The 14,578-nt window shown below is 60.2% G+C and carries 9 protein-coding genes; 8 read left to right on the top strand and 1 reads right to left on the bottom strand.

Annotated elements, in window-relative coordinates; all coding sequences use genetic code 11:
- The first annotated feature begins 49 nt into the window (after positions 1–49).
- The 8 genes from aspA to AB7M22_RS26655 all read left to right on the top strand — a co-directional run bounded on the left by aspA (position 50) and on the right by AB7M22_RS26655 (position 12,979).
- Positions 50–1,474 (top strand): aspartate ammonia-lyase, encoded by a 1,425-nt coding sequence (gene aspA, locus AB7M22_RS26620; protein WP_007896503.1) that lies wholly within the window; start codon positions 50–52, stop codon positions 1,472–1,474.
- A gap of 538 nt (positions 1,475–2,012) precedes the next feature.
- Positions 2,013–3,464, top strand: coding sequence for an alanine/glycine:cation symporter family protein (locus AB7M22_RS26625; protein WP_454188263.1), 1,452 nt, complete (start codon positions 2,013–2,015; stop codon positions 3,462–3,464).
- A gap of 175 nt (positions 3,465–3,639) precedes the next feature.
- Positions 3,640–4,644 carry an asparaginase gene (locus AB7M22_RS26630; protein WP_454188264.1) on the top strand — a complete coding sequence of 335 codons (1,005 nt, stop codon included), beginning with the start codon at positions 3,640–3,642 and terminating at the stop codon, positions 4,642–4,644.
- Between the two features lie 152 nt (positions 4,645–4,796).
- Complete coding sequence (locus AB7M22_RS26635; protein WP_454188265.1) at positions 4,797–5,789, top strand: AraC family transcriptional regulator; 993 nt, start codon at positions 4,797–4,799, stop codon at positions 5,787–5,789.
- 329 nt (positions 5,790–6,118) lie between these two features.
- Entirely contained in the window at positions 6,119–7,150 is a 1,032-nt protein-coding gene (locus tag AB7M22_RS26640) for a histone deacetylase family protein (protein WP_454188266.1), read from the top strand.
- Positions 7,151–7,163: 13 nt separating this feature from the next.
- Complete coding sequence (locus AB7M22_RS26645) at positions 7,164–8,264, top strand: polyamine ABC transporter substrate-binding protein (RefSeq protein WP_454188267.1); 1,101 nt, start codon at positions 7,164–7,166, stop codon at positions 8,262–8,264.
- A 144-nt stretch (positions 8,265–8,408) separates the two neighbouring features.
- Positions 8,409–8,891 carry a hypothetical protein gene (locus AB7M22_RS26650; RefSeq protein WP_454188268.1) on the top strand — a complete coding sequence of 161 codons (483 nt, stop codon included), beginning with the start codon at positions 8,409–8,411 and terminating at the stop codon, positions 8,889–8,891.
- A gap of 695 nt (positions 8,892–9,586) precedes the next feature.
- Positions 9,587–12,979, top strand: coding sequence for a dermonecrotic toxin domain-containing protein (locus tag AB7M22_RS26655; protein WP_454188862.1), 3,393 nt, complete (start codon positions 9,587–9,589; stop codon positions 12,977–12,979).
- Here AB7M22_RS26655 and pdxR read toward each other — a convergent pair whose 3' ends face one another.
- Positions 12,980–14,530 (bottom strand): MocR-like pyridoxine biosynthesis transcription factor PdxR, encoded by a 1,551-nt coding sequence (pdxR, locus tag AB7M22_RS26660; RefSeq protein ID WP_454188269.1) that lies wholly within the window; start codon positions 14,528–14,530, stop codon positions 12,980–12,982.
- Positions 14,531–14,578 lie beyond the last annotated feature (48 nt).

Raw genomic sequence — 14,578 nt, forward strand, 5'->3', positions numbered from 1 at the left:
TTTGCAGTGTTCCGGCACAGACCGGGTCCATATCGAGATGATTTCTATCATGTCCTCCGCTGCATCTTTCCGCACAGAAAAAGACCTGCTTGGCGTACTCGAAGTACCTGCTCAAGCGTATTACGGCATCCAGACCCTGCGAGCGGTGAACAACTTCCGTCTCTCCGGTGTTCCGATTTCGCATTACCCGAAACTGGTTGTCGGTCTGGCAATGGTCAAACAGGCCGCTGCTGACGCCAACCGCGAGCTGGGTCACCTGAGCGAAGCCAAGCACGCTGCCATCAGCGAAGCCTGTGCCCGATTGATCCGCGGCGATTTCCACGAAGAATTCGTGGTGGACATGATTCAAGGCGGCGCTGGCACTTCGACCAACATGAATGCCAACGAAGTCATCGCCAACATCGCGCTGGAGGCCATGGGCCACAGCAAAGGCGAATACCAATACCTGCACCCGAACAACGACGTGAACATGGCGCAGTCGACCAACGACGCCTACCCGACCGCGATCCGCCTGGGTCTGCTGCTGGGTCACGACGCGCTGCTGGCCAGCCTCGACAGCCTGATCCAGTCGTTCGCTGCCAAAGGTGAAGAGTTCAGCCACGTTCTGAAGATGGGTCGTACCCAGCTGCAAGACGCCGTGCCGATGACCCTGGGCCAGGAATTCCGCGCCTTCGCCACCACCCTGAGCGAAGACCTGGCGCGCCTGAAGACCCTGGCACCTGAGCTGCTGACCGAAGTGAACCTGGGCGGCACCGCGATTGGTACTGGCATCAACGCCGACCCGCGCTACCAGGCCCTGGCCGTTCAGCGCCTGGCAACTATCAGCGGTCAACCGCTGGTACCGGCCGCCGACCTGATCGAAGCCACCTCCGACATGGGCGCCTTCGTGCTGTTCTCCGGCATGCTCAAGCGCACCGCGGTCAAGCTGTCGAAGATCTGCAACGACTTGCGTCTGCTGTCCAGCGGCCCACGCACCGGCATCAACGAAATCAACCTGCCAGCGCGTCAGCCAGGTAGCTCGATCATGCCAGGCAAGGTCAACCCGGTAATTCCGGAAGCCGTGAACCAGGTTGCGTTCCAGATCATCGGCAACGACTTGGCCCTGACCATCGCGGCCGAAGGCGGCCAGCTGCAACTGAACGTGATGGAGCCGCTGATCGCCTTCAAGATCTTCGACTCGATCCGCCTGCTGCAGCGCGCCATGGACATGCTGCGCGAGCACTGCATCGTCGGCATCACCGCCAACGAAGAGCGCTGCCGTGAGCTGGTCGAGCACTCGATCGGCCTGGTCACCGCACTGAACCCGTACATCGGCTATGAAAACGCCACCCGTATTGCCCGTGTCGCCCTTGAAAGCGGCCGCGGTGTGCTGGAACTGGTGCGTGAAGAAGGCTTGCTCGACGAAGAAATGCTCGCCGACATCCTGCGCCCGGAAAACATGATTGCTCCGCGTCTGGTGCCTTTGAAGGCTTAACCGAACGCTGGCTCTTTTGAAGAGCACGCTCACCAGGTCGAGGGACTAGACACCTCTCACCTTTTGAGGGCTTGGGGATTTATTCCCCCAAGCCCTTTTTTTTAACTCTTTGGCAGCCACAAACAGAATGTCTGTAAGCTGAAAAATGTGGGAGCGGGCTTGCTCGCGAAGGCGGTCTGATATCCACCCTTCAGGGTGACTGACACACCGCATTCGCGAGCAAGCCCGCTCCCACAAAAGAGCAGCTTCTGCATAAGCCCGACGCCGGTAACGTCGGGTGTTTCAAAGCTTCGTTTCGTCGCTTGCACCACAACCGTGCAGACGGATGGCACTCTCCTATGTATAGTGCCGGCCCTCTTCGCGTGAGCGGTCGTCGGTAACGAGGCCCAAACCCATGCGAACCCGAACTAATAACAAACCCGCGAAATGGAACCGGGACGAACCTTCGCCTAACCTGTTGTGCCGAGCACAATCGGGTGTAACGCGATGTGTCAACCACCCAGCATTCGCACACACAAAAAATAGCGAGGAATAATCCATGCTCGAAGTCATCAACGACTTCCTCTCAGGGAAAGTACTGATCGTGCTCATTGTCGGGCTCGGTAGCTACTTCACGATCCGCTCGCGTTTCGTCCAGTTCCGTCATTTCTTCCACATGTTCGCGGTGTTCCGTGACAGCCTGCGCAGCAGCGCCGGTCAACTCAGCTCGTTCCAGGCCCTGATGCTCAGCCTCGCCGGCCGCGTCGGTGCGGGCAACATCGCCGGTGTCGGTATCGCCGTGACCCTTGGTGGCCCCGGTGCCGTGTTCTGGATGTGGGTGACCGCGCTGGTCGGCATGTCCAGCAGCTTCTTCGAATGCTCCCTCGGCCAGCTCTACAAGCGCTGCGACTCCGAAGGCCAGTTCCGTGGCGGCCCGTCCTTTTACATTCAGCACGGCCTGCAGAAACGCTGGTTGGGCATGATCATGGCGTTCCTGCTGCTGATCACCTTCGGCTTCGCCTTCAACGGCCTGCAAGCCCACGCCGTAACCCACTCGCTGAACAATGCCTTCGGCCTCGACACCACTTACACCGGGCTGGGCCTGGCGGTATTGCTGGGTCTGGTGTTCATCGGCGGTATCAAGCGGATCGCCAAGGTCGCTGACCTGCTGGTACCGGTGAAAACCCTGGTGTACATCGGCGTGACCATCTACGTGATCGTGCTGCAGTTCGATCACGTTCCGGGCATGTTGATGACCATCGTCAAAAGCGCCTTCGGTCTGGACCAGGCGTTCGGCGGCCTGATCGGCAGCGCCATCGTCATGGGCGTGAAGCGCGGCGTGTTCGCCAACGAAGCAGGCCTGGGCAGTGCGCCGAACGTGGCCGCGGTGGCCTCGGTCGAGCACCCGGTCTCGCAAGGCGTGGTTCAAGCGTTCAGCGTGTTCCTCGACACCTTCGTGATCTGCACCTGCACCGCGTTGCTGATCCTGCTGTCGGGCTTCTACACCCCGGGCTTCGAAGGCGACGGCATTGCCCTGACCCAAAACTCCCTGGCTGCCGTGGTCGGTGACTGGGGCCGGATGTTCATCTCCGTAGCCTTGGCACTGTTCGTATTCACCTCGATTCTCTACAACTACTATCTGGGCGAGAACAACCTGCGCTTCATGATCGGTGAAAATCGCAAGGCGCTGATCGCCTACCGCGCATTGGTACTGGTATTGATCTTCTGGGGTGCCATCGAGAACCTGAGCACGGTGTTCGCCTTCGCTGACATCACCATGACTCTGCTGGCGTTCGTGAACCTGATCGCGCTGTTCCTGCTGTTCAAGGTCGGCATGCGCATCCTGCGTGACTACGATGACCAGCGCGCTGCCGGCATCAAGACCCCGGTGTTCGATTCGAGCAAGTTCCCGGATCTGGACCTGGACCTGAAAGCCTGGCCAGCCAATCCGACAGCCGCCGCTCCTACGGCCGTCGCCGAGCCGCAAGGCGTGACCGCAGCGCAACGCTGATCGGTAAAAAACCGGGCGCATCCCCTGCGCCCGGCGTGACACAGCTTGCGACCGGCGTCATGCTCGGTCGTAGGTTGTGGCAGCTTTTTTGATGCTGCCGTTCTGGTTCGAGCTTGAGACCACATCGCTGCCATCGCGAGCAGGCTCGCTCCCACATCGTTTTCGGAGAACCTCCATGAATTCCTCGACTTTTCCTGCTGCCCAGCACGTCATGGTGCTCTACACCGGCGGCACCATCGGCATGCAAGCCAGTGCCCACGGCCTGGCGCCGGCGTCCGGTTTCGAAGCGCGGATGCGCGAGTATCTGCACAGCCAACCCGAACTGGTGGTACCGCAGTGGCGCTTTCGCGAGATGTCGCCGCTGATCGACAGCGCCAACATGACGCCCGCCTACTGGCAGCAACTGCGTGAAGCGGTGGTCGATGCCGTGGATGTCCAGGGCTGCGACAGCGTGTTGATCCTGCATGGCACCGACACCCTGGCCTACAGCGCCGCGGCCATGAGCTTTCAGTTACTCGGCCTGCATGCCCGCGTGGTGTTCACCGGCTCCATGCTGCCGGCCGGCGTGACCGACAGCGATGCCTGGGAAAACCTCAGCGGCGCGCTGGTTGCCCTTGGCCAAGGCCTGGCACCGGGTGTTCATCTGTACTTCCACGGTGAACTGCTCGACCCGACCCGTTGCGCCAAGGTTCGCAGTTTCGGCCGTCATCCGTTCAAACGCCTGGAGCGTCAGGGCGGCGGCGTGAAAGCGACTTCCGTGCCGGCGCAATTGAACTACAACCAGCCTAAGCAGTTGGCGAAGGTCGCTGTGCTGCCGCTGTTCCCTGGCATCGGTGCCGATCAATTGGATGGCCTGCTCAACAGCGGCATTCAGGGTCTGGTACTGGAATGTTATGGCAGCGGCACCGGGCCAAGCGACAACCCCGCGTTTCTCGCCAGCCTGGAACGGGCGCGGGACAAAGGTGTGGTGGTGGTCGCGGTTACGCAATGTCATGAAGGTGGTGTGCAGCTCGACGTGTACGAGGCGGGTAGCCGTTTGCGTGACGCCGGTGTGTTGTCCGGTGGCGGCATGACCCGCGAGGCGGCGTTTGGCAAGTTACATGCGCTGCTGGGCGCAGGGCTTGAGACCGCTGAAGTTCGGCGGTTGGTTGAGCTCGACCTGTGCGGCGAACTCAGCTGACACAACACCAGACCTTGTAGGAGCGAGGCTTGCCCGCGAAGCTTTTGGCGCACTTGAGGACGCCTTCGCGGGCAAGCCTCGCTCCTACAGGGCTGGTCATAACCGGCATATAACTTGCTCCCCTTCCGGCATGCCCAACGCTGGAAGCACCCATGCTCCACTCCCATCTCACCACCCTCAATGCCGTCTCCCTGGTGCTTAACACCTTCAAGGCCGAAGGCCTGTCCAGTGAAGCATTGCTGGCCGGCAGCGGCATCAGTGCGGCGGATTTGAGCCGGGCGGATACGCGTATCACCACCAATCAAGAGATGCTGGTTTGTGCCAACGCTGTCGCGTTACGCCGCGATATCGGCCTGGAGTTGGGCCGGCGGATGCACGTTTCTTCCTACGGCATGCTCGGGTACGCCTTACTCACCAGCGCCACTTTAGGTGACGCCTTGCGGTTGGCGCTGCACTATCCGGCGCTATTGGGAACACTGTTCGAGTTGAGCCTGGAGGAAGAGGACGAGCGCATCTGGCTCACTGCGGGCGATTATCGGGAGAATCCGGCGCTGGCACCGTTCAATGTCGAGTTTTGCCTGGTCTCGATGAAAGTCACCTGCGAAGACTTGCTCGGCCACCCTCTGCCTCTGCTCGGCGCCCGCTTCGAACACCCTGCGCCGGATTATCAGGCGCGCTACGCCGAGCGTTTCGACTGCCCCTTGCAGTTCGATGCTGTGTCCAATGCCTTTGCTTTCGACAAACGCTGGCTCGAACAACCCCTGCCTCTGGCCGACGCCATCACGCACCAGGCCATGGCCGAGCGTTGTCGCAAGCAAAACACCGAATTCACCGGGCGTCAGGCCTGGCTCGGGCGTATCCGCCAACTACTCGCTGCGCAACTGAGCGCGGCGCCGGGCCTGGATGGGCTGGCCAAACAGTTGAACTGCTCGGCGCGCACCCTGCGGCGACATCTGAAGGACTTGGGCTGCAGCTATCAGGAACTGCTCGATGAATTGCGCTTCGAGCAGGCCAAGCGAATGCTCTGCGAAGATCAATTGCCGATCTATCGGATTGCCGAGGCGTTGGGGTTCAGCGAGACCGCAAGTTTCCGCCATGCGTTTGTGCGCTGGAGTGGCGTGGCGCCCAGCCAGTTCCGTCCTTGAGGATGGCGGCGTCCTGAATGCCGCCATCGCGAGCAGGCTCGCTCCCACATTGGATCTTCAGAGAACCCCGTATTTGTGTGCGGCGCAAAACTACTGTGGGAGCGAGCCTGCTCGCGATGGCGTCTTCAAGTACGCCAAAAGCTTCGCGGGCAAGCCTCGCTCCTACAGGGGTCGGATGCGTCATTCGAGGGCGCCTGTGTGCTTTTAAGGGGCGAATTTCGGTCAAATCTATTGGCCGTATCGATCCCCTTTTGGCCTTTCCTGCCATTCTCCCAAACGCCGCCCGCCGCAAGACTGTGTGCAACCGAATCAGCCTGCGGAGAACAAGAATGCTGACGATCTACTCGCACGATCACCACTTGCATCACGGCCGTTGTGAATTGATGGACGGGCAATTGATGCCCTGCTTCGAAATGCCCTCGCGGGCCGACCATGTGCTGGCACGCGTACAGTACCGCCGTCTGGGCCCGGTCGAGGCGCCGCAGGACTTCGGTCTCGGGCCGATCGAGCGCATCCACAGCCGCGACTACCTCGACTTTTTCAAAGGGGCCTGGGCGCGCTGGACCGAATTCAACACCGATGGCGACTTGCTGCCCTACACCTGGCCAGCCCGCACCTTGCGCCGAATCATGCCCACCAGCCTGCACGGCCAGCTCGGCTATTACAGCTTCGACGGCGGCGCACCGATTACCGCCGGCACCTGGCAAGCGGCGTATAGCGCGGCGCAAGTTGCCCTCACAGCCCAAGCGGTGATCCAGCGCGGTGCGCGCGGTGCCTTCGCCTTGTGCCGTCCACCGGGACACCATGCCGCCAGCGATTTGATGGGTGGTTATTGCTACCTCAACAACGCTGCCATCGCCGCTCAGGCATTCCTCGATCAGGGCCACAAAAAGGTCGCGATTCTCGATGTCGATTACCACCACGGTAACGGCACCCAATCGATTTTCTACGAGCGCAGCGACGTGCTGTTCACCTCGATCCACGGCCATCCGGAAGCCGAGTTTCCGTTCTTCCTCGGCTACGAAGACGAACACGGTGAAGGCCCGGGCGAAGGGTTCAACTTCAACTACCCTTTGCCCGCCGGGTCAGGCTGGGACCGTTGGAGCGCGGCGCTGGAGCAGGCCTGCAAAGAGATCGAACAGTACGGCGCCGACATCGTCGTCGTGTCTTTGGGCGTCGATACATTCAAGGACGACCCGATCTCCCAGTTCAAACTCGACAGCCCGGATTACCTGGCGATGGGCGCGCGCATCGCGGGCCTCGGCAAGCCGACGCTGTTCGTGATGGAAGGCGGTTACGCGGTAGAAGAAATCGGCATCAATGCCGTGAACGTTCTCGAAGGTTTTGAAAGCGCCCAATGAGGAATTAGAACAAATGAACCGACTCAAGCGTTTTATCGCTCCAGTGTTATGCGCCACCGCATTCAGTGGTGTCGTTCACGCCGAAGAGCGCACTTTGCGGGTGTACAACTGGTTCGACTATATAACCCCCAAAGCGCTGGAAGACTTCAAGGCCCAGAACACCCAGACCAAACTGGTCTACGACATCTTCGACACCAACGAAGCGCTGGAGGCCAAGTTACTGACCGGCAACTCCGGCTACGACGTGGTGGTGCCGTCCAACGTGTTCCTCGCCAAGCAGATCGAAGCCGGGGTGTTCCAGCCACTGGACCGCAGCAAACTGCCGAACTGGAACCACCTCGATCCCAAGCTGATGAAGTTGATCGAAGCCAACGACCCGGGCAACAAATTCGCCGTGCCGTACATGTACGGGACCATCCTGATCGGCTTCAACCCGGACAAGGTCAAAGCCGCGCTGGGCGATAACGCACCGGTGGACAGCTGGGACCTGATCTTCAAGGAAGAGAACATCAGCAAGCTCAAGCAGTGCGGCGTGGCCCTGCTCGACTCGCCGTCAGAGATCCTGCCGCTGGCCCTGCAACACCTGGGCCTGGACCCCAACAGCAAGAAGCCGGCGGACTACGCCAAGGCTGAAGCGCTGCTGATGAAGATCCGTCCGTACATCACCTACTTCCATTCGTCCAAGTACATGGCCGACATTGCCAACGGTGACATCTGCGTGGCGGTCGGTTACTCCGGCAGCTTCTCCCAGGCCGCCAACCGCGCCAAGGAAGCCAAGAATGGCGTGATCGTCGACATGCGCCTGCCCAAAGAAGGCGCGCCGATCTGGTTCGACATGCTCGCGATCCCCAAAGGCGCGAAAAACCCGGAAGACGCCTACACCTTCATCAACTACCTGCTGCAACCTCAGGTCATCGCTCCGGTCAGCGATTTCGTCGGCTACCCGAACCCGAACAAGGACGCCACGGAAATGGTCGACCCGGCGATCCGCAACAACCCGAACCTGTACCCGACCGAAGCGGCGATGAGCACGCTCTACACCCTGCAACCGTTGCCTCGTGATGCCGAACGTGCGCGCACCCGCGCCTGGACCAAGATCAAGTCCGGCACTTGAAACACCGCGCAAACCAAAGACCCGCGCCATCGCGGGTCTTTTTTTGTCTGCGATATTTATCTACCACCTGGCCCGGTTTGCGCCTGGGTACTGTCGGTTCGAGACGGCAGTACCTGCCCCCCATTCGCCAACCGGTTCCTGTCCATGACTGAAAACATCCGAACAAACACTTCATCACCGCTGCTGAGAAAAAGTCGCCTGGTCGATCAAACCAGCGGCGGCCCTACACTTCATGATGCCGCCGCGCAGCTTCTGCAAAAAGCCTTGAAGAAACGCTTTCCCGAACAAGACATCGACCCCGACAAAGCCATGCTTGCGTCGCCGGTATGGCACCCTCACGGAGGGGCTCTGGTCACCCATGGCAACCACTTCGAATCGCTGACCCACGTACTGGCACGTTTGGGCTTCACGAAAACAACAGCCAACTATATCGAAGGTGAACATTTCCTGACCCTGACGTCCCATGCCAGCGACCCCTCCACTTACCGGTCAGCATGGATGCGATCACCAGCCTGCTCAATGAACACGCGCCGTTACTGTTTGTGGCCTTCGAACAAAGCCAGCTGGACTACTGGAATGAAACCGTCGGCCCACTGCCGCGCTGGCAGATTCTGTCCGACACCCTGAAAGAGGCGCTCAACGTTCAGTCGGTCACTGGCTGGGACGCGGATCAGTGCACCCTTGGACGGCTCGTTTCGCTATGCCCCGACAAGGCGCTGCGTCAGAGCAGCGGCAGTGGGCTATCGGCTGTCCGCGCCTGCCTGCTCGATCTCGACCTCAACTTCGAGATGGCCGAGAGCAATATCACCCGGCACTTGATACTGCCGGGCGCGCTGGTGCTGACTGCGACCGTTGGTACCCGTGAACTGATCGTGATGTACACCATCACCGGCGGCTACGAATCGTTCAATTCCCTGGAGCAACTGGGCGCAGCCCTCCCCGAGCGAATCGACATCGATCTGAGAGGCCAGAGCCTGAAGTGGCGACTCTACGAACCCGAGGAAAACATTTTCGATGCCATGGTCTGGGCACTGGTGAGCTCTCAGCTCGACGCCATCGATGCACTCGACCCGGTCAGCCGCTCTCCATTGGCCCACACCTCCCCTCGACATGACGCGAGTGGCACTATCAGCGCCAAAGAACGTGCGCATGTGGAACAACTGACAAACGCCATACCCGAGTGGCTATCGACGGGATCGCTTGACGATATTCAAGCCTACGGCCGCTACCTGACCGATCTGGGAACCCTCAGAGACGAGGCCGACAGTGACGTCTTCAATGTCGAAGACATCCCCCTCATTCATACTTACGCCCAGCAGCAAATGCGCGATGCCATCGTCGCCGACAAAACCGACGAAGGCGCTGCCCTACTGCCACTGAACGATATTCGGATCACCATTACCCACAGCTTCGAAGCCGGTGGCTTTACCCTGCCCGACCCGCGCAACCCCAGCGTCGAAACCCTGGCCGAATTTGCGCTGTGCAATACCCGACCGTATAGCGCGACGGTGGCCTACGCCGATGGCACAGCCGTACCAGACTGGATGACTGTCTCTTTTCTGTTGCGCATGGCCAACGAGGTCAACATCGGCGAAACCTATCCGCAGTTGATCAAGCGCACACTCATCGACGACCCGGTGCAGGCCCTGCGCCACAAGGCCCGCTACTGCCGTCAGCTGCCATTGCTGCTGCCGTTGCTGGCGCTGGAGTACAAGCTCAAGCGTCAAGGTGGTGTCGATGAGCAGGGCTACCGTCAGGTCTGCCAACTGATGGAGTCGATCGAAAACAAATCGCCATCCGCAGAGTGGTCGGTGCAGATTCGCCCGCTGGCGTTCATGCCCCGCTATCGTCTCGGCAACACGCCGGATACTGTCGCGAACATGTACATCATCGGTCCGCGCGAGGGCTTGAGCGGCCCTTGCCTGCTTTATCAACCCTTGCTGGATCAACCGCTGCGCCAGTTTCCTTCCGAGCAGAACATGCTGTACGCGTTTTACCAGTCGGGCGAACTGCGCGACTCGATTCTGGCCTGGCTGCCCACCAGCGCGTTGAGTTTCGAATACGCCCAGTATGTGTTTTCCAACGGAATACCTTCGCCCTGGACGATTACCGAACTGGCTTTCGAGCCGTTTATCCATCTCGACCTGACCGCTTCCGTCGACCTGGCGAATACCCCCCTGAGCGGCGACATTCTCTCGACCCTGTTCACCCACAACAGCCAGGCCATGACCAGGCTCGCCGACCGACAATCCACCTCCAACGCCGAGCGTCGCTGGGCGCTGCTGGCCGACAGCGGCTGGGCAGTGTTCAGTGTGGCCACCAATTTTCTCGGCGGGTCGGCGGGCAGCGCCGTCTGGGTCTGGCAAAGCATCAATCAGATCCAGCAGGCACTGGATGCCCATGAGCGTGGCGACACAACTATCGAGTGGTCCTCGACCGGCGATGTCCTGTTGACTCTGGGTATCCTGCTCACGCAACGGGTCGCGACACGGCGCATTCGGCTCTCAAGCCCATTCGGCGAAAACACCTCGCCAAAACGGCTGCCCATGGATGAGCCTTTGTTCATTACACCCTCCTCTACAAAGCCGCCGACGGTCATACATGACACGACCCCGCTGAGCGCCGAACTGCCCGAGACTCATCTCTCGAGCCTGGCGCCCGTCCCGCTGGGCCGTATCAATGCAGGGGCGCAATTTCTACAACAGATCAATCGATTCCAGGTACCGGCGCCGAATCTGCCGGACGGTGCACAGCCCAATGCCAATCATCTCCATGAACTGGCGGGAAAGCTGTACGCCAAAGTCGGTGAGCGATGGTTTCAGGTCAGTGCCGAAACGGACGAACCGGTGCTCATCGTTGACCCGAACGATCCGTTGCGGTCCGGCTTTAGTGTGCAGTTCGACGAGGGCGAAGGTCGATGGCACTGGGATCTGAAATTGCGGTTACGCGGCGGCGGCCCGACCGGCCGGATCGCAGCCCTGCAGCGTGAAAAAACCAAAAGAAAGGAGCAGGCGTGGGCTGCACTGCGTCAGTTCATTGCACAGGAAGCCACTCGAAAAGCCACTCTGGACGAGGCCTTGAAACGCTTGGAGACCAACGACGTATCGACCACGATGTCCGACGAAGCCATAGCCACTTACCTCTCAAAGTCCGAGGAGCTGGCCAACGGATATCGCCAGGCGCTCGAAGACCTCGAAAAGTGGCGCGAAGCGGGGGGCGCGGGTGTTTTCTATCAGTCTCAGCTGATGCGGTTCACCGTTGAGCAGCATCGCTACCTCAGCGGCTGGCTGAGAATGAAGTTACGCGAATACGCGCAAATCGTCGTGCCCCTGGTCAACCCGTCGGAACGTGCGACAGCGATGCCTCGGACCGTGCAAATGGAAGCTGCACAAAAGGCCATCGCCGTGAGCGATGAAATGATTGACTGCCTCGCTCACCTGCACGCCTCATTGGACAGGTTGATGACCAACACCGGCGTTGCCCGCAAGGTCGCTGGCGATCTGAGAAAGTTACTGCCGTCATTCAATCGCTACGACCTTGAAGCCAATGAAATCGGCCTGTCCACCGAGCTTTGCCTGCGTGAAGTGCCCGGCAGCGACATGAGTCAGGTTCGTGAGCTTGTCGAACAGATTTTCGACAACGCGGCTGACGCGGGCCACGCCTTGAGGTCTGCTGACTCCGAGGCAGCGAATGTCGATCAGCTCACCGCCCTCGTCGATCACCTGGCAGACTCCGAACGACGTCTGCGGGAGCTCTCCGTCGCCTGGCCCAATCATTTGGAGCCGGTCCGATTCAAGCGCATTCAGACGCTGGTCGCGGATTTACATCAACTGGCGCGCAACCGTCTGCTCAACTTGCTTCCGGAACCTGAAGAAGTACCGGTCACCGCGATGGCCAGGCTCGAGCCGGTGCCCTCCACTTCACGAGCCATCATCAAGGTGAGCAAATCCCGGCCACGGGGGGGTGAGGCGCAAAAGACCCCGTCTACCGAAAATCCGGAGCCTGTCGAAGAAGTACCCATCGTCAAGGCGGCGACCAGGCGTGCGGCGCAACCGGCGGCACTGGATGATGAAGGTATCGTCGACAACGGGCTTTCTCTGGCCGTTGAACTCGATGTGTTCATCAAACGCCTGCGCACGGACGCACAGCGTCCCTCGCGCATTCCGGCGGACATGAAAGACCTGTTTGATCAACAGGCGACCCGTCTCGAACAAGCCGCCAATGACGTTGATGCGGTACTTGCTCGCAGAAGCGCCGATTTTCCAGTGGGGAGCTTGGGTACCGAACTGCGCGAGGGTGCCGCAAGAGTGCGGCGCGAAGGCATCAGCGTCTACGGCACCATGCTCATGGGGCGCAAACCCCGGGAGGCTTATCTGAAATGGCTGCAGGAACACAGCCAGGTCGAGATCATCAAAGACCAGCGCGGCCGCATCAAGACCAAACAGCGCAAGGACTACTTCCAGGAATACAAAATCGTCGACAAGACACGCCACAACAGACCGTTGTGGGTCGCGCACTTTCACTACGATAAATTGACCGATCCGGATGATCAGTTCACGGCGGCCCATCTCAAGTTCGCCGATGAGTATCTGCAAGAGCTGCCTGCCAAGACACGTCAGGAACTGAACACGTTCGATACGGTGGACAACGCGCTACGCCGGGTCGTCAATCCGCAGGTTCTGGATCTGTTTCTGAAACCAGAACCGCAAGAGTAGTCAACCGCCCCAGACCTTGCGCAAACGGGCCAGAGCCGCTTCGATCGCCGGCTCTGGTACGGCAGCAAAACCCAACACCAACCCGGCTCGCTGATCCAGCGGCGTCTGCGAGTCGGGCAACCAGTAGCTGCTCAAACCGTTGACCTCGACCCCGACGCTTTCGGCTTGATCGATCAACTCGCGCTCACGAGCCACGCTGCTCACCGGGACTGTCAGATGCAGCCCCGCTGCCACACTCGGCACGCTTCCAACGCCCTCAATGTTCGTCGGCCAATGGGCCAACAGACAATTGCGTCGACTCAGGGCGGCGCGGCGCATGCGACGGATATGGCGCTGGAAATGCCCGGCCGCCATGAACTCGGCCATCACCGCTTGGGTGCTCACCTCCGAATGCCGTACATCCACCGCTCGACGTTGGGCGAACGCCTCCACCAGCCCCGGTGGCAGTACCAGATAACCCAGTCGCAACGCTGGAAAAGCGACCTTGCCGAAGGTGCCGACATACAGCACCCGCCCATGGCGATCGAGTGCCGCCAACGGCGCCAGCGGTGCGCCGCTGTAACGGTACTCGCCATCGTAATCGTCCTCGATGATCCAGCCCTGGTTGCGCTCGGCCCAGGCGAGCAGGTCCAGACGTCGGGCCAGGCTCATGACCACACCGCTCGGGTACTGATGGGAAGGCGTGACGTAGGCCAGCCGGCAATCGCTCAACTGCGCGAGCGTGTTGCAATCGATTCCCTCCTCGTCCACCGGCACACCATGCAACCGTGCACCGGCTACCGCAAAGGCATGACCGGCGGCGCGATAACCCGGATTTTCGATCCCCACCCCATCACCAGGCTCCACCAGCAACTGTGCACAAAGGCTGATCCCCTGCTGCGCGCCACTGGTGATCACAATTTGCTCAGCCGTGCACTGCATGCCCCTCGAGCTGCGCAAGTAGGCCGCAATCAATCCGCGCAAGCGTTCATCACCCGCCGGATTGCCATAACACAGCTGCTGTAAATCCGGTTTGCGCCAGAAAGCCGCATTCAGCTTGGCCCAGACCTCGAAAGGAAACAGATCGAAGGCTGGAACGCCGACCCGAAATGCCCGAGGCGGACCACTGGGAGGCAAGGCCAGATGGTTCTTTTCAACGCGCCCCAAAGCGCTGCTGTGGATAACTTTACTGGATGAAACCACAGGTAAATCCAGCCAATTTGTGGATAAGGCTGTGGGTAACCCTGTTGAAAACCCTGTGGATACTTTTGTGGATATTTTTTTCACCGGCAACGCGGCTTGAGGCAATTGCGCCACGTAAGTCCCGTCACCAACACGCCCCTCGATGAAGCCTTCAGCGTAAAGCTGATCGTAGGTCCGGACCACGCTGTTGCGGGAAATCGATAACGCCGCCGCCAGATCGCGACTGGCCGGCAGTCGTGTGCCGCTGGCCAATCGTCCGTCGAGCACTCGCACCCGCAGCGCTTGATAGAGCTGACGACTCAGGCCCTGACGGCGGTCGAGTTCGATACCCGCCGGATTGAACGACGAGGGAAGCGGCGGATTCGGCATGGTAATGGACCTATGAAATTGGTCATTAATGGCTCTTACAACAGACCA

This window comes from Pseudomonas sp. ADAK2 TE3594, from assembly GCF_053628675.1.